We start from the raw sequence: 20,180 nt of genomic DNA on the forward strand, positions 1-20,180 counted from the left end.
CGGGCGCTTGCGGCTCCTGCTGGCTGTTACTCTGGCTGCTACGGCGGCTTGTGACGGGAGTGCAGGGGCTGGCGGGTCTCGGCTGATCGCCGAACGCGACACGGTTACCGATGGGCGTGAGAAGAAAATGATCGTCTCCCCCGGGCGGATCATCGATCAAGCGGGCGCGCTGGACGGGGTCGCCCGCAAAGCCCTGGGGGAGCGTCTCGACCGCCTCGACAAACAGAAAGGTGTATCGGCCGCCGTGGTTCTGCTGAAGCCGACCCAAGGGACGTCGCTGGAGGTGGTGGGCTGGGCTGTCGGGGGACAGAACCCCAACCGCCAGTTGCTGATCATGATCGAGCCGGAAACACGCCAGGTCAGGATCGAAGCGGCTGGCCAGCTGTCGCCGGAGCAGTCTGCTCGCGTGGCTGCGGCGATGCGCGCAGATCTTGCTAGGGGGCACGTCCGGTCTGCCATCGAGAACGGCATTTCCGCACTTGAGCGGAGTCTTGATGAAAGGGCTGCAGCATGACCGCCGTGCGTCGGCTAGTCGCTGTCTTCCTGCTGCTGCTTGCCACCCCGCTCGCCGCGCAGACTTTCCCGCAGCTGACCGGCCGCGTGGTCGATGCCGCCGGCATCATCCCGGCTGCTGACGAGGCGGCCCTGACCGCCAAGCTGGAGAACCTCGAGCAACAGAGCGGGCGGCAGTTGGTGGTCGCCACCGTGCCGAGCCTGGAAGGCCGCCCTATCGAGGATTATGGCTACCGGCTCGGCCGCACCTGGGGCATCGGCAGCGCCGAAAAGGATGACGGCGTGGTCCTGCTGGTCGCGCCCAACGAGCGCAAGGTGCGGATCGAGACCGGCTACGGCGCGCGCGTGTTCCTTACCGATGCCTTGTCCAGCATCATAATCCGAAACGCGATCACGCCGCGCTTCAAGAATGGTGACATGGCTGGTGGGATCAACGCCGGAGTGGACGCGATCATCACCCAGATGACCTTGCCTGCCGCCGAGGCGCAGAAGCGGCTGCAGCAAGCTGAGGCACAGCAGGTTCAGCGCGGCAGCGGCGGTGATGGCAACTTCGGCTCCCTGATCGTCTTCGCCATTATTTTCTTCTTCGTCATCCTGCCGCTGCTGCGTGGCGCCGGCGGCCGCCGCTACCGCGGCAAGCGGCGGCGCGGCGGCATCGACCCGGTGGTGGTCCTCTGGGGCCTGGACGCGCTCAGCCGCGCCTCCCGTGGTGGGGGAGGCGGCTTCGGCGGGTTTGGCGGCGGAGGAGGCGGAGGGTTCGGCGGCTTCTCGGGCGGAGGCGGCTCGTTCGGCGGGGGAGGAGCGTCGGGGTCATGGTAAGCGTCCGCATCACCGAGGCCGACCACCAGCGAGTCAGCGGCGCCATCGCCGCCGCGGAAGCGAAGAGCGATGGCGAGATCGTCACCATGGTGACCGAACTCAGCGACTCCTATCATGACGTGGCGCTGCATTGGGCGGTGGCCGTGCTGATTGCCGTACTCGCCTGGACCGCGGCTTTCCCAATGGCGCTGCAATGGGGGTATTCCCAGCTGTTCGGGGGCTGGGGAGTCGAGCCCGGTCTTGGAGCGCTGTTGTTCTTTCTTATGGTGCTCGCCGTACTGAAGTTCACCGTCGTGCTGCTGGTGCTGCGGTATATGCAGCTGCGCTTGACGCTCACCCCGGCGGCGACCAAGCAGCGGCGGGTCCGGCGACGCGCAATCTCCATGTTCAAGGCAGCGGCGGAGCGGCGCACAGTTGGCCGCACCGGCATCCTCATCTACCTGTCGCTTGGCGAGCATCGAGCAGAGATTGTCGCCGACGAAGCCATCCATGACGTCACCACCCCGGAGACCTGGGGCGAAGCGATGGCCGCCCTCGTGGCGGAGGTGAAGGAAGGCCGGCCGGCTGACGGCATGATCGCCGCGATCGGGCTCGTCGGCGAGGTGCTTGCCGAGCATTTCCCCCGCTCGTCAACCGATACCAACGAAATTCCCGACAAGCTCATAGAACTATGACCCTTGGGTCGGCCGAGGAGGGATGGGGCCCCGATTTCGACGCTCCGCTTGAGGTGATGTGGGAGGGCCGCTTCGTTCGCGCCCTTCGCCGCGGCAAATGGGAATTCGCCGGCCGAACGCGCGGCATCCGCGCCGTGGTGATCCTGGCCGAGCATGACGGCTGCTACATCCTGGTGGAACAGCATCGGGTCGCGGTCGGCGGCCCTTGCCTGGAGCTACCCGCCGGTCTGATCGGCGACGTTCATGAAGGCGCAACCGCCGAGAGCACGGCGGTTCACGAGCTTGAGGAAGAGACCGGCTTCACTGCCGAGCGGATCGAAACACTCGGCGATTTCCACGCCTCGCCGGGAATGCTGAGCGAAAGCTTCACCCTGGTTCGCGCGCACGGTGTACGCCGCATCGGGGAGGGCGGAGGAGTGGACGGGGAACGGATCACCACCCACCTGGTGCCCAAGGCGGAGGTGGCGGCGTTCGTTGCCGGGCGGCGGGATGCCGGGGTCGCGGTGGACGTCAAGCTGCTGGTGCTGCTCGCCCCGAGCTGGCTCTAGCCGTCCACTTCCTCGCGGTTGGACGCTTTGAGCTTCTCCCGCAGCGACAAGGTGAGGCAATGCTCCAGCGCATGGCGTACGTCGTCATGAGCCTCCAGATACGATCCCAGCGCCTCACCCGGCGCGCTCCACAGCCGCGAACGGCAGGCCAAGCGAACGGTCGCGGTCGGCACGTCGTCGGCCAGGATCGCGCCTTCGCCGACCAGCTGGCCCGGCAGGCAACTGCCGACCTGCTGCCCCTCGACCGAGACTTCGGCCCGGCCGCTGGCGAGATAGAACAACCGGCGCTCGGGCTTGCCTTCTTCGATCAGCGTGTCTCCGGCATCGCCATCGATCCAGTCCCCTTGATCCAGGAACAGGCGGGCATGGGCGCGAGGAATGCCGTTCAGCGGTCCGGCCAGCATGCGTTCTTCATCGGCCGTGAAACGCGCCTTGCGCTCCGCCAGATAGCGCGACGCCGCTTGCGTGGCGGCGACCAGTACCACCAGGAAAGGCGCCAGCAGGACCAGCGGGCCATGTTCGCGCGCGCCATAGGCTAGGCCGACTGCGCCGGCGAGGCCGATCAGCAGGTGCCCCAACCGCTCGCTGCGCACCAGCAGGGCGAACAGCAGCAGCGCGAAGACCGCTTGGAACAGTAGCTGCGAACCGCTCACCGCGTGACCCCCTTGGCGATGTCACCTGTTGTTCAGGCGCCGATCGCTTAAATGACAGAGAAATCAACCGCCTGTCCATTCGTCGAGAGCACGCTTGCGTGGCCTCGCCCGGACGGGCAGTGCGACGCTCGAAACTAGCTCGTGAGGCGATTGGATGATCAAGACTTTGTTGTTGGCCGGTTCTGCGCTCGTTGTGCTGGCCGGGTGCGCGACCACGGCCGACCCCGCCGCCGTGCAGCCCGCTTCCCCTGAAGTGGAGGCTGCCGTGGCCCCGATCCATTCCGCTGCGCCCGTGGTTCCCGACAATATCCTCCTGGCCGACTGGTCCGGGCCGTTCGACGGGGTTCCGCCCTGGGACAAGGTGACGCCCGAACTGTTCCCCCAAGCCATCCAGTTCGGCATTGACGAGCAGCGCCGGGAATACCAGGCGATCGCCAACAATCCGGAGGCACCGACTTTCGCCAACACGGTGGAGGCGATGGAACGGACCGGGCAGCGCCTGGACCGCGTGCTGTCCGTGTTCGGGGTGATGACCGACAACATGTCGACCCCGGCCTATCAGGCGCTCGACAAGGAATGGTCGCCCAAGCTGTCGGCGGCCTTCGACGAGATCCGCCTCAACCCCAAGCTGTTCGAGCGCATCTCCACGCTGCATGCGCAGAAGGACTCGCTTGGCCTGGACGCCAAGCAGAACCGCCTGCTGACCCGCCTGTACGAAAGCTATGTCCGGAACGGCGCTCGGCTGAATCCCGAGCAGAAGCAGCAGCTGAGCGGGTACAATCAGCAGCTCGCCGGGCTGTTTTCCGACTTCAACGCACGGCTGCTGGCGGACGAGGGCACCTTCACCACCGCCACCGCGGCGGAGATGAAGGGCGTTCCGCAGGACGTGCGCGATGCCGCGGCCGCCACCGCCAAGGACAAGGGCCTGCCCGCCGGCACCTTCGCCATCCGCAACACGCGTTCGGCGGTGGAGCCGGTGCTGACTTTTGGGGACAATCGTGCGCTGCGCGAGAAGGTATTCAACGCGTTCGTCAATCGCGGTGACAACGGCAATGCCAACGACACCAACCAGCTGATTGCGCAGATCGTGAAGCTGCGCGCCGACCGCGCCAAGCTGCTCGGCTACGCCACGCACGCCGACTGGCGGATGCAGGACACGATGGCCAAGACTCCGGCCCGCGGCATGGAGCTGATGATGCGGGTGTGGCCGGCGGCGGTTGCGCGGGTCAAGGAAGAGGTCCGTGACCAGCAGCCCTTCGCCAAGCGCGACGGCGTGTCGACCATCGAGCCCTGGGACTATCGCTACTATCAGGAGAAGGTCCGCAAGGCGAAGTACGACCTGTCCGAAGCGGAGATCAAGCCGTACTTCGAGCTGTCGAACCTGGTGAACGGCATGTTCTGGTCGGCCGAGCAATTGTACGACCTCAAGTTTACCGAGAACACCGGGCAGGTTCCGACCTGGCATCCCGACATCCGCACCTTTGTCGTCAGCAATGCGAAGACAGGCGAGCAGACTGGCCTGTTCTACTTCGACACTTACGCCCGCGAGGGTAAGCGGTCGGGCGCGTGGGCAACCACCTTCCGCAGCCGGGCACGCCTGCTGGACGACAACATCGTCCTGGGCTCCAACAACAACAATTTCACCAAGCCTGCGGCCGGCCAGCCGGTGCTGGTCAGCCTGGACGATGCCTCGACCCTGTTCCACGAGTTCGGGCACGCGATCCACTACTACCTCAATGACGTGAAGTACCCATCGCTGGGCGGATCGCAGCGCGACTTCGTGGAGTATCCAAGCCAGGTCAACGAGAACTGGCTGCTGACCCGGCCGGTGCTCGAGCGCTTTGCCAAGCATTACAAGACCGGTCAGCCGATGCCGCAGAAGCTGGTCGCCAAGATCAAGGCCGCGGACACGTTCAACCAGGGCTTTTCGACGGTGGAATATCTGTCGTCCGCGCTGGTCGACATGAAACTGCATACCCAGCCGGGCGGCGTGGTCGATCCGGACGCGTTCGAGAAGCAGGCGCTCGCGGAACTCGGGATGCCGCGTGAAATGGTGATGCGCCACCGCCTGCCGCAGTTCGGCCACCTGTTCTCATCCGATGCCTACTCCGCCGGCTACTATTCCTACCTGTGGTCGGAGACGATGGACGCCGACACCTGGGCAGCGTTCGAAGAAGCAGGCAACCCGTTCGACCGAGCCACCGCCGACAAGTTCCGCACCCTGCTGCTGTCGACCGGCAACGAGACCGATCGCGCGGAGGCCTATCGCGCCTTCCGCGGCCGCGACCCGGACGTGAATGCCTTGCTGAAGCGCCGGGGTTTCCCGACGAAGTAAGCTGATTGCAGTTCCTCCCCAGCCCTTGCTGGGGAGGGGACATCCGCAGGATGGTGGAGGGGTTCCTCGGCGTACGGCGCGGGAGGAAGTGCTTAGAGCCGCGCCTTGCCTGCTTCGCTCGACGCCAGCGCAGCAAGAGGCTCAAGCCCCTTCACCATCTCCGCGGCATGGGCGCTGCTGGCGCTGCCTCGCGCCAGACGGCCCTTGATGCCGTGGAGAATGGCGGCGAGCCGGAACAGGTTGAAAACGATCAGATAGTCGAAATTGGCGATGCGCTCCCGCCCGCTGCGGCGGCAGTAGGCGGCGATGTACTCTTCCTCCGACGGGATGCCGAGCGTGCCGAGGTCGAGGCCGGCCAGCCCCGTGAAGATCCCGGCCGGCATCCGGTACATGAGGCAATGATAGGTGAAGTCCGCTGCCGGATCGCCGAGCGTTGACAGCTCCCAGTCCAGCACCGCTCGGACGACGGGCGTGTCCGGGTCGAAAATCATGTTGTCGCAGCGGAAGTCGCCGTGCGCGATTCGCGCCTCGCCGCTGTCCGGCGGCAGGTGCTTGCCGAGCCATTCGACCAGCCGGTCCATGTCCCTGACCCGCCCAGCATCGACATCGCTCAGATATTGCTTGGACCAGCGGGCCACCTGCCGCTCCACGAAGCCGGTTGCCTTGCCGTAGTCGCCAAGACCGATCGCCTGCGGATCGAAGCTGTGCAGCCGGGCCAGGGTGGCATTCATGGCGTCGAAGTGCGCTGCGCGCGATGCTTGCTCGAGACCTGGGAAACTCGCTTCCCAGATGATCCGGCCAGGCACCATGTCCATTACGTAGAAGGCCGTCCCGATGACGCCCTCGTCATCGCACAGGGCATGGACGCGAGGCACCGGAAAACCCTGCTCCCCAAGCGCCGCCAACACCCGATATTCGCGGTCTACCGCATGAGCGCCGGGGAGCGTCTTGCCCGGGGGCTTGCGGCGCAGGACGAAGGAACGGCCGGGCGTGTCGAGCTTGTAGGTCGGGTTTGACTGGCCACCCTTGAACTGGCTCACGGTCAGCGGTCCCTCGAAGCCGGAAACATGCTGTTCCACCCAGCGCGTCAGTGCCGCCTCGTCGAAGCGAAGCCGCTCGCTTACCTGGCGGGTGCCGCTGTTGGCTTGGGTCCGGTCCATTTGATCCCGTCATGCTGAATTTGTTTCAGCATCCATGCCGCGCCACGAACAGCTGCCTTTGCGGACAAGTGGATGCTGAAACGAGTTCAGCATGACCCGGTCAGGGAAACAAGTTCGGCTGTCAGGCAGTTATCCAAACATGCCTCGTATCCTTCACCTGTCCGACCTTCATTTCGGCGCCCACGACCCCAGGTTGGTTGCGGCTGTGGAAGCGGAAGCCGATGCGGCCAGGGCCGATCTCGTCGTGATCAGCGGCGACTTCACCCAACGCGCCCGGACCGAGCAGTTCGAGGAAGCCTGTGAGTTCCTCAGCCGGCTGCGCGATGCCGGGCACGAGGTGTTGGCGGTGCCGGGCAATCATGATGTTCCGCTCTACGACGTGCTTCGCCGCTTTCTGTCGCCTCTGACTCGCTACAAGCGCTTCATCGACGACACCCTTTGCCCGTTCCATCAGCTTGACGGTGCCGCCGTGTTGGGCATCAACACCGCCCGGTCGCTGACGTTCAAGGATGGGCGCATCAACCGGGAGCAGGTCGACTTCATCACCGAGACCTTTTCCAAGGTCGCGCCCGGCATGCCGCGGATCCTGGTGACGCATCACCCGCTGTTCGCATTGCCGGTCAACGATGGCGGCGAGTTGGGCGAAGCGATCGGACGACAGGAGCTGGCACTGGACGCGATCGCGGAGGTGGGGGTCGATCTGTTGCTCGCCGGGCACAATCATCGGGCGTCCACCCACCATGCCCGCGACTTGGTGGTGCGCGCCGGGCACGCGCTGGTGGTGCAGGCCGGAACCGCCACCTCGGTACGGCTGCGCGAGGAGGAGCAGAGCTTCAACCTGATCGACGTCGATGGGGATACTGTATCGATCAGCCTGCTGACCTGGACCGGCGAGCGGTATGAACCCGGCGTACCTGCCCAGTTCCGAAAGCAGGACGGCAGCTGGCTTCAATCCAGCCAGGCGCAGGCGGATGCGGATGCGCCGGCTTGATCTGTGTGTCTGGTCTTGCGCAGCGGGGCCGCTTATCGGCGGCACATGAACCCAGCTAGCTTCGACCTTCACGAATTCGTCCGTCGGGTCCTTGCCGAGGACATGGGCTCGGGCGGAGACGTCACGTCGGCCGCCACCATCGAAGCCGACGCCCGCTTCGTCGCCGCGATGAACTGCCGTGAGCCAATCACAGTCGCCGGTCTGGACATCGCTGCCGCCTTTTTCCGTGAGCTCGATCGCGAAATGATGATCGAACTTTGCGTCAGGGACGGGGATCGCGCGGAGGCCGGAACGGTGCTGATGCGGCTCGAAGGCAACGCGCGGGCGATGCTGACGGCCGAACGGTCGGCCCTGAACACGCTGCAGCACCTGTCGGGGATCGCGACTCTTACCCGCCGCTATGTCGATGCGATCGCGGGGACTGGAGCAGTCCTGCTCGACACGCGCAAGACGATCCCCGGCCTGCGCCTGCTCGACAAATATGCGGCGCGGATGGGTGGGGCCGAAAATCATCGGATGCGGCTCGACGATGGCGTGCTGATCAAGGACAACCATGTCGCCGTGAACGGCGGGGTGGGGCAGGCGGTGCGCAGGGCGAAGGCAGCGAACACTGGGCTCCAGGTGCAGGTCGAAGTCGACCAGCTGGAGCAGATCATACCTGCCCTGGAGGCCGGAGCCGACCGCTTGCTGCTCGACAACATGGAGCCCCAGACCCTTCGTCAGGCGGTGGCGATCGTAGGCGGCCGAGTGCCCTTGGAGGCATCCGGCGGCGTCAACCTCGACACGATCCGCGGCATCGCCGAATCCGGCGTCGACTACATCTCGGTCGGGCGGATCACGCAATCGGCACCGGCCGTCGACATCGGGCTGGATTTTGCTCTCAAGCCTTACCCCAGCTGAACGGACCATTCACCAGCCGCTCACCTGACGGAGCGCAGCCTTCGGTTCTGAAGCTGGCTGAGTCGGCCAGTTTCCTTCGCGATGCAGGAGTGGCCACGATGGTCAGCAAGATCCTCCTCGCGCTCTCCGCCGCGTCATTGGTGGCGCTGCCGGCGACGGCGAACGCGAAACACAAGAACCACAGCGGCTGGCACAAGCAGCACCACGGCAAGTGGCACAAGCACGGCGACTGGCGCCGCTCAGCCTTTTACGGCGCTGACCGCCAACGCTATGCGCGGCACCATTATCGCACCAGGTACGGTGGCTATGAGCGCCGTGATCGATATCGCGGCTACCATTACGCTCGGCCTTATTACCGCGGCTATTACGCCGTCCCGTACGGCGGCTATTACGAACCTTACTGGGGGAGCGGATACCGCAGTCGCTATTACGGGCGGTCCTACTACGGTGACCGCTACTATGGCGACCGCTACTACGGCCGGCGCTATTACCGTCATCGCTGCGGCAACGGCACAGCCGGAGCCGTGATCGGGGGAGCGGCCGGAGCGCTGATCGGGCGCGAGATCGGCCGCGGCGGCCGGCGCGGTTATTACGGCCGCGGCGGGGACGGCACTGCCGCAGCGATCGTCGGCGGCGCGATCGGTGCCATTGCCGGACGCGAAATCGCGCGCGACTGCTGAACGGCGGGGAAGGCTCAACCTTTCCCGCTGATGACCGGAACATTCAGGGCGATGTCAGGGCGTTGGCTTCAGGGTGGCTCCACATTGTTTCAGGAGTACCCCCATGTTCAAGAAAGCCATCCTGGCAGCCTCGGCCCTGTCGCTGTTCGCCATCCCCTCGACCGCCAGCGCGCAATATTATCCTGCGCCCGCTTACGGTGGCGGTTATTCCAACGGCGGTTACGGCAACGGCTATTATGGCCAGCGTTACGGCCGGCGCTATGCCAATCGCTACCAGGGCCAGACCTACTATGGTCAGCGCAACTACCGCTACAACAACCGCCGCTGCTCCGGCACGACCGGAACCATCGTTGGCGGTGCGGCCGGTGCGCTGATCGGCCGGCAGGTGGCTGGCGGACGCCGCGACTATTATGGCTACCGCCGCGGCGGCGACCGGACCACGGGCGCGATCATCGGCGGCGCGATCGGAGCGCTCGTCGGGCGCCAGGTCGGCAAGTCGACCTGCCGCTAAGGCACCGCCTCGGGGCAGGCGAGAGGGCTGCGGGAGCGATTCCGCGGCCCTTTTCGTTACTCATCGAAACAGTAGCGTTTTGCGCTTGACCGGCTGTATAGCGCGGCCAAGTTTTCAGGAGACGAACGGTGTTCAAGGGCCTTCAGCCCATCATGTACGGCGGCCGCGAAGTGTGGCCGCTGGTGGAAGGCGGCAAGGGCGTCAGCGCGACCAATCACGCCAGCTCCGGCGCCTGGGCGGCGGCCGGGGGCATCGGCACGGTCAGTGCGGTCAACGCCGACAGCTACGATCCCGAAGGCCGCATCATTCCGCAGGTATACAGCGGCATGACCCGGCGCGAGCGGCATGAGGAACTGATCCACTACGGGATCGAGGGCGCCGTGGCGCAAGTCGAGCGAGCCTACGACATCGCGGACGGCAGAGGCGCCATCAACATCAACGTGTTGTGGGAAATGGGCGGCGCGCAGCCGATTCTCCATGGGGTGCTGGAGCGCACCCGCGGCAAGGTCGCGGGCGTCACCTGCGGCGCGGGAATGCCCTACAAGCTGTCCGAGATCGCGGCGCAATATGGCGTCCAGTACCTTCCCATCGTATCCTCCGGACGGGCGTTCCGGGCATTGTGGAAGCGGGCCTATTCCAAGGTTCCCGACCTGCTCGGCGCAGTGGTCTACGAAGATCCGTGGCTTGCCGGAGGGCACAACGGGCTGTCCAACGCCGAAGACCCTCGCAAGCCGCAGGACCCTTACCCCCGCGTTGCCGAACTGCGCGCCGCCATGCGTGATGGCGGTGTTCCCGACACGGTGCCGATCGTGATGGCGGGCGGGGTGTGGCGGCTCGACGAGTGGGATAACTGGATCGACAATCCCGAGCTGGGGGCGATCATGTTCCAGTTCGGTACCCGTCCGCTGCTGACCCAGGAAAGCCCGATTCCGCCGGAATGGAAGGCGCGGCTGATGACTCTGGAGGAGGGCGATGTCCTGCTCCACAAGTTCTCGCCGACCGGCTTCTATTCCTCGGCCGTGCGCAACACATTCCTGCGCTGGCTCGAAGCGCGCAGCGAGCGCCAGATCGCGTTCACCAAGGAACAGGTCGGCGATCACGCGTTCCAGCTGGATGTCGGGATTGGTACCAAGAAGAACTATTGGGTAACGCGCGGCGACCTGCAGCACGCCCGCGAATGGTATGGTGCCGGTTACACCAATGCGATGAAGACTCCGGACGAGACGCTCGTGTTCGTTACGCCCGAGGACGAGAAGATCATCCGCAAGGACCAGGCAGATTGCATGGGCTGCCTCAGCCAGTGTGCCTTTTCATCATGGGCGGACAATGAGAAGAACAGCACCGGTCGGCTGGCCGATCCGCGCAGCTTCTGCATCCAGAAGGCCCTGCAGAACATCGCCCATGGCGAGCCGGTCGACGAGAACCTGATGTTCGCCGGGCATGCCGCCTTCCGGTTCAAGCAAGACCCCTTCTACTCGAACGGCTTCGTCCCTACGGTGAAACAGTTGGTCGATCGGATCCTGACGGGGGCGTGATGTTTTTTTTGACCGTCACCCCTCCGAAGGCGAGCGGCCCGCCTTGGAGGCGTTGGTTGAACAAGGGCTGGGTACCCGCCTTTGCCGGAATGACGTTGTTGGCCTTGGTCTCGCCAGCCAGCGCGCAGGACAAGCCGGTACCGTACTGGGCCTCGATCGCGTCGGGCGAGGCCATGACCCGCACCGGTCCGGCCAAATCCTATCCGGGGACCTGGCTCTACAAGCGCCGCGACCTGCCTGTGCGCGTGCTCAAGCGGCACGAGAGCTGGCGCTTGATTGAGGACTCTGATGGCGCGCGTGGATGGATGCTCGTCACGCTGCTCAGCGACCGTCGGACGGCGTTGGTCCGCGGATCAAGCCCGCGCCCGATCCACGAGCAGCCGACCGCTACGAGCCGTATCGCATACACGGCCGAGCCCGGGGTGGTGGCACGGATCGAGGATTGCAACGCCGGCTGGTGCCGCATCGAGGTCGGCAAGCGGCAGGGACACATCCGCATCGCCGACATCTGGGGTGTGTCGGACGGCGAAACCGTAGACTAGTTACCTGCCCGTTCCTTGAAAGCCAGGCACGCAGGTCCACCTTGCCTGCCCCACCCAACAAGGATGAGCATCATGAAGCTCTACTACGCACCCGGCGCATGCTCCATGGCATCGCGCATTTCGCTGTACGAGATCGGGCAGGACGCGGAGTTCGTGAAGACGGACATCCGGGCCAAGCGGACCGAAGATGGCCGCGATTTCCGTGAGATCAACCCGCTCGGCTACGTGCCCGCTCTGGAGCTCGACGGGGGCGAAATCCTGACGGAGAATGGGGCGATCCTGCCCTATATCGCCGGGCTGAAGCCGGGTGCGCCGGGCCCGCAGAGCAACCCGTTGGCCGAAGCGCGGCTTCACCAGGCGCTCGGCTTCCTCTCGAGCGAACTGCACAAGGCGTTCGGCCCGTTCTTCGGCAACCCGCAGGGCGACGCGCGCGACGCAGCGATGACGCGGCTCAACTTACGGCTGGACTATGTCGAGCGGTATCTGGGCGACGGTCGGGAACATTGGTTGGGCGACCGGTTCAGCGTCGCCGACGCCTACGCCTTCGTGATTCTGAAGTGGGCGAACCATTTCGGCATCAGCTACTCCGCCCGGCCGAACATCGCCCGCTATGTCGAGCGGATCGGCGGGCGCGACTCGGTCCGCAAGGCACTTGCCGACGAGGGCCTGCTGCAACCGGCCTGAACGACACCCGCTCTCACGCGCGGCAGGACTGCTTCCGATGAAGCTGCAGCACGGGGCGGAGCCCCTGCCTGCGCAGGGGCACAGTTTAGACCAGCTCCACCGCTACGGCGGTGGCTTCGCCACCGCCGATGCAGAGGCTGGCGACCCCGCGCTTGAGGCCCTTCTGCTTTAGGGCATTGAGGAGCGTGACGATGATCCGGGTGCCGCTGGCGCCGATCGGGTGGCCGAGCGCGGTCGCGCCACCATGGATGTTGATCTTGTCGTGCCCGATGCCGAGGTCCTTCATCGCGAACATGGCGACGCAGGCGAACGCCTCGTTGACCTCGAACAGATCGACGTCCCCGATCTTCCAGCCGGCCTTGTCGAGCACCTTGTGGATGGCGCCAATTGGCGCGACGGTGAACTCGGCCGGAGCCTGGGCATGGGCGGCGGTCGCCACGATCCGCGCGACCGGCTTGAGGCCTTGCTCGAGGGCTGCCGATTCGCGCGCCAGAACCACGGCGGCGGCGCCGTCGGAGATGGACGAGCTGGTCGCGGCGGTGATTGTGCCTTCCTTGGCGAACGCCGGCTTCAATTGCGGGATCTTGTCGGGGCGGCCGCGGCCCGGGGCCTCGTCGGTGTCGACGACGGTCTCGCCGGCCCGGCTCTTGATGGTGACGGGCACGATCTCGTCCGCAAAGCCGCCATTGTCGATCGCCGCCTTGGCGCGGCTGAGCGACTCGATCGCATAGCTGTCCATCGACTCGCGGGTCAGCTGATATTCGTCGGCGGTGCACTGGGCGAAGCTGCCCATGGCGCGACCTTCCTCGTAGGCGTCTTCCAGCCCGTCGAGGAACATATGGTCGTAGGCCTTGTCATGGCCGATCCGCGCGCCGGAGCGATGCTTCTTCAAGAGGTACGGCGCGTTAGTCATCGACTCCATGCCGCCGGCGATGATCAGGTCGGCATTGCCCATCGCGATTGCTTCGGAGCCCATGATGACCGTCTGCATGCCCGAACCGCAGACCTTGTTCACGGTGGTCGCCTGGACCGAAGTCGGCAGCCCGGCCTTGATCGCTGCCTGCCGCGCGGGCGCCTGGCCGAGACCGGCCGGGAGAACGCAGCCCATGTAGATGCGATCAATATCCTCGCCGGAAATCCCTGCGCGCTCCACCGCGGCCTTGACGGCCGTCGCGCCGAGGTCCGTGGCGGAGGCGTCGGCGAGAGCACCCTGCATGGCTCCCATGGGCGTGCGGGCGTAGGAGAGGATGACGACGGGATCGTTCGCTGCGGTGGCCATGGGCGGACCTCACTAGGAGACGCGCTCATCCTGAGGAGCCGAGCAAACAGCGCACCGGAGGACTTGCTTCGATACGAGCCTACCGGCCCTGCTCAGCACGAGCGGTCGGGTTGGTGTTGCGCCGCACATAAGCCTGCGCCACGCCTTGTTCAAACGCTTCCCGCTCTGCTAGCGCCGTGGGCGAACAGGAGGCCCTTGCATGTCCGCACCCGGACTTGAATTCGACCTTGGGGAGATGGCGGACACCATCCGCGAGAGCACCGAGCGGTTCGCGCGCGAGAGGATCGCGCCGCTCGCCGCCGAGATTGACCGCGAGGATCGCTTCCCGGTCGAGCTGTGGCCCCAGATGGGTGAGCTTGGCCTGCACGGCATCACGGTCGAAGAGGAATGGGGCGGCCTTGGCCTGGGCTATCTCGAACATGTCGTCGCCCAGGAAGAGGTTGCGCGGGCCTCGGCCTCGGTCGGACTCAGCTACGGCGCGCACTCCAACCTGTGCGTCAACCAGATCCGCCGCTGGGCGAATGACGAACAGAAGCGCAAGTACCTGCCCAAGCTGATCAGCGGCGAGCATGTCGGCGCGCTGGCGATGAGCGAGGCGGGGGCGGGCTCGGACGTCGTGTCGATGAAGCTGCGGGCCGACAAGAGCGGCAACGGCTATCGCCTGAACGGAACCAAGTTCTGGATCACCAATGGGTCGGAAGCCGACGTGTTGGTGGTCTATGCGAAGACCTCACCCGAAGCGGGAAGCCGGGGAATCACCACCTTCCTGATCGAGAAAGGGATGCAGGGGTTCTCGGTCGGCCAGAAGGTCGACAAGATGGGCATTCGCGGCTCGCCCACGGCGGAGCTGGTGTTCGAGGATTGCTTCGTTCCGCCCGAGAACGTCATGGGTCCGGAGAATGGCGGGGTCGGCGTTCTGATGAGCGGCCTCGACTACGAACGCACGGTGCTCGCAGGGCTGCAGCTAGGCATCATGCAGGCGTGCCTCGACGTGGTCGTGCCCTTCGTTCGGGAGCGCAAGCAGTTCGGCAAGCCGATCGGCGCATTCCAGCTGATGCAGGCCAAGGTCGCCGACATGTATGTCGCGCTGAATTCGGCCCGCGCCTACGTCTACCAGGTCGCGAAGGCCTGCGATTCGGGCAAGACGACCCGCTTCGACGCGGCGGGCGCCATCCTGCTGGCGAGCGAAAGTGCGGTGAAGGTCGCCAACGAAGCGGTGCAGGCGCTGGGCGGGGCCGGTTACACCAAGGACTGGCCGGTCGAGCGCTATTACCGCGACGCCAAGCTGCTCGACATTGGCGCGGGGACGAACGAGATCCGGCGGATGCTGATCGGACGTGAGCTGATCGGCGCATGAGCGCACCGCGGATCGACAGCAAGGTCCAGCCGGAGAGCGAAGAATATCGCGCCCGCTTCCGGCACAATCGCGCCTTGGCCGAGAGGCTGCGCGCCGATGTCGCCCAGGCGGCGCTAGGCGGGAACGAGAAGTCGCGGGAGCGGCATACGTCGCGGGGCAAATTGCTGCCGCGGGAGCGGGTGGAGCGGCTGCTCGATCCCGGCTCGCCGTTCCTCGAGATCGGGCAGCTCGCGGCGTGTGACATGTACCACCGCGAGGTGCCCGGCGCGGGGATGATTGCGGGCATCGGCCGCGTGTCCGGGAAGCCGGTGATGATCGTCGCCAATGACGCGACGGTGAAGGGCGGCACCTACTATCCCATGACGGTCAAGAAGCATCTACGCGCGCAGGAGATCGCCGAGCAGAACCGCTTGCCGTGCATCTATCTGGTGGACAGCGGCGGCGCCAACCTGCCGCACCAGGCGGAGGTGTTCCCCGATCGCGATCACTTCGGGCGCATCTTCTTCAACCAGGCGAACATGTCCGCGAAGGGCATCGCCCAGATCGCCTGCGTCATGGGTAGCTGCACCGCGGGGGGCGCCTACGTGCCCGCAATGAGTGACGAGAGCGTGATCGTCCGCAATCAGGGCACGATCTTCCTCGCCGGCCCGCCGCTGGTGAAAGCCGCGACGGGAGAGGAGATCAGCGCCGAGGACCTGGGGGGCGGCGATTTGCATGCACGCAAGTCGGGCGTGGTCGATCACCTGGCCGAGAACGACGAGCATGCGCTGACCATCGTGCGGGATATCGTTAGCCATCTTGGCGACGAGAGTGGCGCTGGCGTCGGCACGCGCGAACCGCGCCCTACGCACTACGATCCCGAAGAGCTCTACGGCATCATCCCCGAGGACGTCCGCGCGCCCTACGACGTGCGCGAGGTTATCGCCCGCATCGTCGACGGCTCCGAGCTGCACGAGTTCAAGCCATTGTTCGGCACCACCCTAGTGTGCGGCTTCGCGCACATCTGGGGCATGCCGGTGGCGATCCTGGCCAACAACGGCGTGCTGTTCAGCGAGAGCGCGGTCAAGGGAGCGCACTTCATCGAGCTCGCCTGCCAGCGGCGCGTGCCGCTGCTGTTCCTGCAGAATATCTCCGGCTTCATGGTCGGTGGAAAGTATGAGGCAGAGGGCATCGCCAAGCATGGCGCCAAGCTGGTGACGGCGGTGGCGACGGCGAGCGTGCCCAAGATCACCGTCTTGATCGGCGGCAGCTTCGGCGCTGGCAATTACGGCATGGCCGGCCGCGCCTACTCGCCGCGATTCCTGTTCACCTGGCCCAACAGCCGCATCAGCGTCATGGGTGGCGAGCAGGCGGCGAGCGTGCTCGCAACCGTCCACCGCGACGCCGACAAGTGGACTGCGGAGGAAGCGGAGGCCTTCAAGGCTCCTGTCCGCCAGCGTTACGAGGACGAGGGTAACCCCTGGCACGCCACGGCGCGGCTGTGGGACGACGGAATCATTGATCCCGTGCAGACGCGGGACGTGCTGGGGCTGGCGTTTACGGCGTGCCTCAACGCGCCGATCCCGGAGCGTCCGCAGTTCGGCGTGTTCAGGATGTGACGATGCTCAGTGGACCAGAGCAGAAAATTTTGGATGACGTTGAGGATTATGGCTGGTCGGCCATGAGCGTTGCGCCTCGTGTGGAGAGCGATGACGCGAAAGAATGGTTCACGTACACCATCGGTCTTCCCAAGAGCTACTCGTGGCCGGAGATCGTCTGTTTCGGCATCGATGGTCAGACCGCGCACGGCATCCTGACCGACGCGATCGCCGAGTGTAAAGAGAGGGGTGCTCGACCCCATGCCGCGATGCTGCTGCACAAGACGCTCGGTGGGCAAGACGCGCTGCTCGCGGACGGCTCGCGGATCCCTGACCCCTATCTAGGCAGCGCGATCTGGTATGCGAGATACGCGGGCTTGGATGGCCCACCCGAAAAGCTGCAGCTTCTGTGGCCGGACGAGAACGGCAGGTTCCCTCATGATCCGGCGTGCGATCCCGAGGTTCGGCAACTGCAAACTCCCATGGGAATCGTTTGATGCGTACCGACTGGACCCGTGTGGAGATCGCCGAACTCTTCGACCTGCCTTTCACCGCACTCGTGTTTCTTGCGGCGCAGGTGCATCGTGCCAACCACGCCGCCGGCGAAGTGCAGCTTTGCACCCTGCTCTCGATCAAGACCGGTGGGTGTCCGGAGGATTGCGGTTATTGCTCGCAATCGGCTTACGCTGAGAGCGGGCTCAAGGCCGAGAAGCTGATGGATGTCGACGCCGTCCTCGCCTCCGCCGCCGAGGCCAAGGCGGCCGGCTCGCAGCGTTTCTGCATGGGCGCGGCGTGGCGCTCTCCCAAGGACCGCGACATGGACAAGGTCTGCGCGATGATCGCGGGTGTGAAAGCCATGGGGCTGGAGACCTGCATGACGCTGGGTATGCTGACCGGCGACCAGGCGCGGCAGCTGAAGGACGCCGGCCTCGATTATTACAACCACAACATCGACACCTCGCCGGAGCATTATGGCGACGTGATCACGACGCGGACGTTCCAGGACCGGCTCGACACGCTTGAAGAGGTACGCTCCGCAGGGATCAGCGTCTGTTGCGGCGGGATCGTCGGGATGGGCGAGAGCCGGGAGGACCGCGTCGGTTTCATCCACGCGCTCGCTACTCTGCCGCGCCATCCCGAGAGTGTGCCGGTCAACGCGCTGGTGCCGGTCAAGGGCACGGTGCTTGGCGACATGTTCGCGGGCGAGCGGCTGATCGACGATATCGAGTTCGTGCGCACGGTTGCGGTGGCGCGGATCACCATGCCGAAGTCGATGGTGCGCCTGTCTGCTGGGCGCGAGAGCATGAGCGCGGCGACGCAGGCGCTGTGCTTCCTCGCGGGTGCGAACAGTATCTTCACGGGCGACAAGCTGCTGACCACGGCCAACACCGGCGACAGCGCGGATGCGGCGTTGTTTGCGAAGCTCGGGTTAAAGCCGATGGAGGCGGAGGAGCCGATGCGGACACTAGAGGCTGCCGAATGATCCAGTCGCTCCTCATCGCCAACCGCGGGGAGATCGCGTGCCGGATCATTCGCACCGCACGAAAACTCGGCGTGCGCACCGTGGCTATCTATTCCGACGCGGATGCCAAGGCGCTCCACGTGCGGATGGCCGACGAGGCGGTGCACATCGGGCCGAGCCCGGCGCGGGAGAGCTACCTCGTCGGCGAGAACATCATAGCCGCGGCCAGGCAAACTGGCGCGGATGCCATCCATCCTGGCTACGGCTTCCTGTCGGAAAACGCCGACTTTGCGCAGGCGGTGCTCGATGCGGGGCTGGTCTGGGTTGGGCCGAAGCCGGACTCGATCCGCGCCATGGGCCTCAAGGACGCAGCCAAGACGTTGATGGCCGATGCGGGCGTGCCGGTCACGCCGGGCTATCTCGGCGAAGACCAGTCGCCGGAGCGGCTCAGGGCCGAGGCGGATGCGATCGGCTATCCGGTGCTGATCAAGGCGGTCGCGGGGGGCGGCGGCAAGGGTATGCGGCGGGTCGACGAGGCCGCGGCGTTCCTGGACGCGCTGGAGAGTTGCAAGCGCGAGGCAGCTTCGAGCTTCGGGAACGACATCGTCCTGCTGGAAAAATACATCCTCTCGCCGCGCCACATCGAAGTGCAGGTGTTCGGCGATGCTCACGGCAACGTCGTCCACCTGTTCGAGCGCGACTGCTCGCTGCAGCGGCGGCACCAGAAGGTGATCGAGGAAGCGCCCGCGCCCGGCATGGACGAGGCCACGCGCGAGGCGGTGTGCTCGGCAGCGGTGCGCGCGGCGCAAGCCGTGAACTACGAAGGCGCGGGGACGATCGAGTTCATCGCCGACGCGAGCGAGGGCCTTCGCGCCGACCGCATCTGGTTCATGGAAATGAACACCCGCCTGCAGGTCGAGCATCCGGTGACGGAGGAGATCACCGGCCAGGACTTGGTGGAGTGGCAGCTCCGCGTTGCGAGCGGCGAGCCTCTGCCTAAGCGGCAGGACGAGCTTTCGATCAACGGCTGGGCGATCGAAGCGCGGCTCTATGCGGAGGATCCGGCGAAGGGATTCCTGCCAAGTGTCGGGCGGCTGGAGCATTTCGACCTGGGCGAGGACGGCCGCATCGAGACGGGGGTGGAGGAGGGCGACGCCATTTCCCCGTACTACGACCCGATGATCGCCAAGCTGGTTGCGCGCGGCAACGACCGCGACGAGGCTATTGGCGAGCTGGCAGCGATCCTCGATGAAGTCGAAGTCTGGCCCGTTCGGACCAACGCCGCCTTCCTGTTCAACGCTCTGCTCGATGAGGATTTCGGCAGCGCGCTCCTCGATACCGGCTTTATCGAGCGGAAGCTCGACAGCCTTGTTCCCGCTGCAGAGGCGGACGAGTTCGTGCAACGCGGCGCCGTCATGGTCGCTCTGGCGGAGGTTGAAGAAAGCTCGACCGGCGATCTGGCGGGGTTTCGGCTCAATGCCGCTCCCCGCCGCAGCGTGGCGCTGGGAGCGGCCGGCACTTTCGAAACCGTCTCACTTGACGATGGGCCCGCAGCGGCCGTGTCGGGTTTCACCGATGGCGAGCGTGTCGTCACCTTCTACGAAGGGGAAGCGTACGAGTTCGCGCTGTCTTCGCGGGGCAGCGTTGGGGGGCATGGCGCATCCGACGGCGCGCTTGTCGCCCCCATGCCCGGCAAGGTGACCAGCGTGGACGTGGCCGCGGGTGAGCAGGTGGCCAAGGGCCAGCGGCTCCTCACGCTGGAGGCAATGAAAATGGAGCATGCGATGGTGGCTCCGTTCGATGGCGTGGTGGCGGAGCTGAACGTGGAGGCTGGCGCGCAGGTGCAGGTGGAGGCGGTGCTTGCCCGGGTGGAGGCTTCCACTACCCCGGCGTAGGCCGGGGTCCAGGCGGCGCTACCGCGCCGATTCTTTGTTTTGGACTGGGCCCCGGCCTTCGCCGG

The 20,180-nt window shown here is 65.7% G+C and carries 20 protein-coding genes; 17 read left to right on the plus strand and 3 right to left on the minus strand.

Going from position 1 to position 20,180, the window contains the following annotated elements:
• Positions 1–7: 7 nt before the first annotated feature.
• Genes ACFQPG_RS05295 through ACFQPG_RS05310 form a run of 4 tightly spaced genes read left to right on the plus strand, consistent with a single transcriptional unit; the run spans position 8 to position 2,554 of the window.
• Entirely contained in the window at positions 8–514 is a 507-nt protein-coding gene (locus tag ACFQPG_RS05295; protein WP_380810754.1) for a TPM domain-containing protein, read from the plus strand.
• Entirely contained in the window at positions 511–1,332 is an 822-nt protein-coding gene (locus ACFQPG_RS05300) for a TPM domain-containing protein (RefSeq protein ID WP_380810756.1), read from the plus strand. Before ACFQPG_RS05295 ends, ACFQPG_RS05300 begins: the two co-directional genes overlap by 4 nt.
• The gene (locus ACFQPG_RS05305) at positions 1,326–2,006 is read left to right on the plus strand and encodes a TPM domain-containing protein (protein ID WP_380810758.1); all 681 of its coding nucleotides are present in this window, start codon (positions 1,326–1,328) and stop codon (positions 2,004–2,006) included. Before ACFQPG_RS05300 ends, ACFQPG_RS05305 begins: the two co-directional genes overlap by 7 nt.
• Positions 2,003–2,554 (plus strand): NUDIX hydrolase, encoded by a 552-nt coding sequence (locus ACFQPG_RS05310; RefSeq protein WP_380810760.1) that lies wholly within the window; start codon positions 2,003–2,005, stop codon positions 2,552–2,554. Before ACFQPG_RS05305 ends, ACFQPG_RS05310 begins: the two co-directional genes overlap by 4 nt.
• Here ACFQPG_RS05310 and ACFQPG_RS05315 read toward each other — a convergent pair.
• Complete coding sequence (locus tag ACFQPG_RS05315; protein ID WP_380810762.1) at positions 2,551–3,207, minus strand: cyclic nucleotide-binding domain-containing protein; 657 nt, start codon at positions 3,205–3,207, stop codon at positions 2,551–2,553. The genes ACFQPG_RS05310 and ACFQPG_RS05315 overlap by 4 nt on opposite strands.
• Positions 3,208–3,361: 154 nt before the next feature.
• Between ACFQPG_RS05315 and ACFQPG_RS05320 the strand changes: the two genes are divergently transcribed.
• Positions 3,362–5,542, plus strand: a complete 2,181-nt coding sequence (locus ACFQPG_RS05320; RefSeq protein WP_380810764.1) for a M3 family metallopeptidase — start codon at positions 3,362–3,364, stop codon at positions 5,540–5,542.
• A 92-nt stretch (positions 5,543–5,634) separates the two neighbouring features.
• Here ACFQPG_RS05320 and ACFQPG_RS05325 read toward each other — a convergent pair whose 3' ends face one another.
• The gene (locus tag ACFQPG_RS05325) at positions 5,635–6,702 is read right to left on the minus strand and encodes a phosphotransferase family protein (protein WP_380810766.1); all 1,068 of its coding nucleotides are present in this window, start codon (positions 6,700–6,702) and stop codon (positions 5,635–5,637) included.
• A gap of 139 nt (positions 6,703–6,841) precedes the next feature.
• On the opposite strand from ACFQPG_RS05325, the gene ACFQPG_RS05330 reads away from it, so the two are divergent.
• The 7 genes from ACFQPG_RS05330 (at position 6,842) to ACFQPG_RS05360 (ending at position 12,545) form a co-directional block, all read left to right on the plus strand.
• Positions 6,842–7,693 (plus strand): metallophosphoesterase family protein, encoded by an 852-nt coding sequence (locus ACFQPG_RS05330; RefSeq protein ID WP_380810768.1) that lies wholly within the window; start codon positions 6,842–6,844, stop codon positions 7,691–7,693.
• Positions 7,694–7,738: 45 nt separating this feature from the next.
• Positions 7,739–8,593, plus strand: coding sequence for a carboxylating nicotinate-nucleotide diphosphorylase (gene nadC, locus ACFQPG_RS05335; protein WP_380810770.1), 855 nt, complete (start codon positions 7,739–7,741; stop codon positions 8,591–8,593).
• Between the two features lie 98 nt (positions 8,594–8,691).
• Positions 8,692–9,273, plus strand: coding sequence for a hypothetical protein (locus tag ACFQPG_RS05340; RefSeq protein WP_380810772.1), 582 nt, complete (start codon positions 8,692–8,694; stop codon positions 9,271–9,273).
• A gap of 103 nt (positions 9,274–9,376) precedes the next feature.
• Positions 9,377–9,784 carry a glycine zipper 2TM domain-containing protein gene (locus tag ACFQPG_RS05345; RefSeq protein ID WP_380810774.1) on the plus strand — a complete coding sequence of 136 codons (408 nt, stop codon included), beginning with the start codon at positions 9,377–9,379 and terminating at the stop codon, positions 9,782–9,784.
• Between the two features lie 128 nt (positions 9,785–9,912).
• Complete coding sequence (locus tag ACFQPG_RS05350; RefSeq protein WP_380810776.1) at positions 9,913–11,319, plus strand: NAD(P)H-dependent flavin oxidoreductase; 1,407 nt, start codon at positions 9,913–9,915, stop codon at positions 11,317–11,319.
• A gap of 56 nt (positions 11,320–11,375) precedes the next feature.
• The gene (locus ACFQPG_RS05355) at positions 11,376–11,861 is read left to right on the plus strand and encodes an SH3 domain-containing protein (protein WP_380810778.1); all 486 of its coding nucleotides are present in this window, start codon (positions 11,376–11,378) and stop codon (positions 11,859–11,861) included.
• Between the two features lie 63 nt (positions 11,862–11,924).
• Entirely contained in the window at positions 11,925–12,545 is a 621-nt protein-coding gene (locus ACFQPG_RS05360; protein WP_380810780.1) for a glutathione binding-like protein, read from the plus strand.
• Positions 12,546–12,630: 85 nt separating this feature from the next.
• Here the strand turns inward: ACFQPG_RS05360 and ACFQPG_RS05365 are convergent, their stop codons facing one another.
• The gene (locus ACFQPG_RS05365) at positions 12,631–13,824 is read right to left on the minus strand and encodes a thiolase family protein (RefSeq protein WP_380810782.1); all 1,194 of its coding nucleotides are present in this window, start codon (positions 13,822–13,824) and stop codon (positions 12,631–12,633) included.
• A gap of 199 nt (positions 13,825–14,023) precedes the next feature.
• Here ACFQPG_RS05365 and ACFQPG_RS05370 point away from each other — a divergent pair, with 199 nt between their 5' ends.
• From ACFQPG_RS05370 to ACFQPG_RS05390, 5 genes are read left to right on the plus strand one after another with little or no spacing between them, the layout of a single operon-like run.
• Positions 14,024–15,181, plus strand: a complete 1,158-nt coding sequence (locus ACFQPG_RS05370; protein ID WP_380810784.1) for an isovaleryl-CoA dehydrogenase — start codon at positions 14,024–14,026, stop codon at positions 15,179–15,181.
• The gene (locus ACFQPG_RS05375) at positions 15,178–16,779 is read left to right on the plus strand and encodes a carboxyl transferase domain-containing protein (RefSeq protein ID WP_380810786.1); all 1,602 of its coding nucleotides are present in this window, start codon (positions 15,178–15,180) and stop codon (positions 16,777–16,779) included. Before ACFQPG_RS05370 ends, ACFQPG_RS05375 begins: the two co-directional genes overlap by 4 nt.
• 2 nt (positions 16,780–16,781) lie before the next feature.
• Complete coding sequence (locus ACFQPG_RS05380) at positions 16,782–17,255, plus strand: DUF4262 domain-containing protein (RefSeq protein ID WP_380810788.1); 474 nt, start codon at positions 16,782–16,784, stop codon at positions 17,253–17,255.
• On the plus strand, positions 17,255–18,241 hold the full coding sequence (gene bioB, locus ACFQPG_RS05385) for a biotin synthase BioB (protein WP_380810789.1): 987 nt from the start codon (positions 17,255–17,257) through the stop codon (positions 18,239–18,241). The genes ACFQPG_RS05380 and bioB overlap by 1 nt, the downstream gene beginning before the upstream one ends.
• Positions 18,238–20,115 carry an acetyl/propionyl/methylcrotonyl-CoA carboxylase subunit alpha gene (locus ACFQPG_RS05390; protein WP_380810791.1) on the plus strand — a complete coding sequence of 626 codons (1,878 nt, stop codon included), beginning with the start codon at positions 18,238–18,240 and terminating at the stop codon, positions 20,113–20,115. Before bioB ends, ACFQPG_RS05390 begins: the two co-directional genes overlap by 4 nt.
• Positions 20,116–20,180: the final 65 nt, after the last annotated feature.

It is taken from the genome of Sphingomonas sp. GCM10030256, assembly GCF_042666415.1.
In the GTDB taxonomy this organism is placed as follows: Bacteria; Pseudomonadota; Alphaproteobacteria; order Sphingomonadales; family Sphingomonadaceae; genus Sphingomicrobium.

Bases quoted from the DNA above. Each gene is read 5' to 3' on its own strand.
- ACFQPG_RS05300 (WP_380810756.1), top strand. From the start codon at position 511: ATGACCGCCGTGCGTCGGCTAGTCGCTGTCTTCCTGCTGCTGCTTGCC.
- ACFQPG_RS05390 (WP_380810791.1), top strand. From the start codon at position 18,238: ATGATCCAGTCGCTCCTCATCGCCAACCGCGGGGAGATCGCGTGCCGG.
- ACFQPG_RS05375 (WP_380810786.1), top strand. From the start codon at position 15,178: ATGAGCGCACCGCGGATCGACAGCAAGGTCCAGCCGGAGAGCGAAGAA.
- ACFQPG_RS05370 (WP_380810784.1), top strand. From the start codon at position 14,024: ATGTCCGCACCCGGACTTGAATTCGACCTTGGGGAGATGGCGGACACC.
- ACFQPG_RS05310 (WP_380810760.1), top strand. From the start codon at position 2,003: ATGACCCTTGGGTCGGCCGAGGAGGGATGGGGCCCCGATTTCGACGCT.
- ACFQPG_RS05340 (WP_380810772.1), top strand. From the start codon at position 8,692: ATGGTCAGCAAGATCCTCCTCGCGCTCTCCGCCGCGTCATTGGTGGCG.
- ACFQPG_RS05345 (WP_380810774.1), top strand. From the start codon at position 9,377: ATGTTCAAGAAAGCCATCCTGGCAGCCTCGGCCCTGTCGCTGTTCGCC.
- nadC (WP_380810770.1), top strand. From the start codon at position 7,739: ATGAACCCAGCTAGCTTCGACCTTCACGAATTCGTCCGTCGGGTCCTT.
- ACFQPG_RS05365 (WP_380810782.1), bottom strand. From the start codon at position 13,824: ATGGCCACCGCAGCGAACGATCCCGTCGTCATCCTCTCCTACGCCCGC.
- ACFQPG_RS05320 (WP_380810764.1), top strand. From the start codon at position 3,362: ATGATCAAGACTTTGTTGTTGGCCGGTTCTGCGCTCGTTGTGCTGGCC.
- bioB (WP_380810789.1), top strand. From the start codon at position 17,255: ATGCGTACCGACTGGACCCGTGTGGAGATCGCCGAACTCTTCGACCTG.
- ACFQPG_RS05305 (WP_380810758.1), top strand. From the start codon at position 1,326: ATGGTAAGCGTCCGCATCACCGAGGCCGACCACCAGCGAGTCAGCGGC.
- ACFQPG_RS05380 (WP_380810788.1), top strand. From the start codon at position 16,782: ATGCTCAGTGGACCAGAGCAGAAAATTTTGGATGACGTTGAGGATTAT.
- ACFQPG_RS05325 (WP_380810766.1), bottom strand. From the start codon at position 6,702: ATGGACCGGACCCAAGCCAACAGCGGCACCCGCCAGGTAAGCGAGCGG.
- ACFQPG_RS05360 (WP_380810780.1), top strand. From the start codon at position 11,925: ATGAGCATCATGAAGCTCTACTACGCACCCGGCGCATGCTCCATGGCA.
- ACFQPG_RS05330 (WP_380810768.1), top strand. From the start codon at position 6,842: ATGCCTCGTATCCTTCACCTGTCCGACCTTCATTTCGGCGCCCACGAC.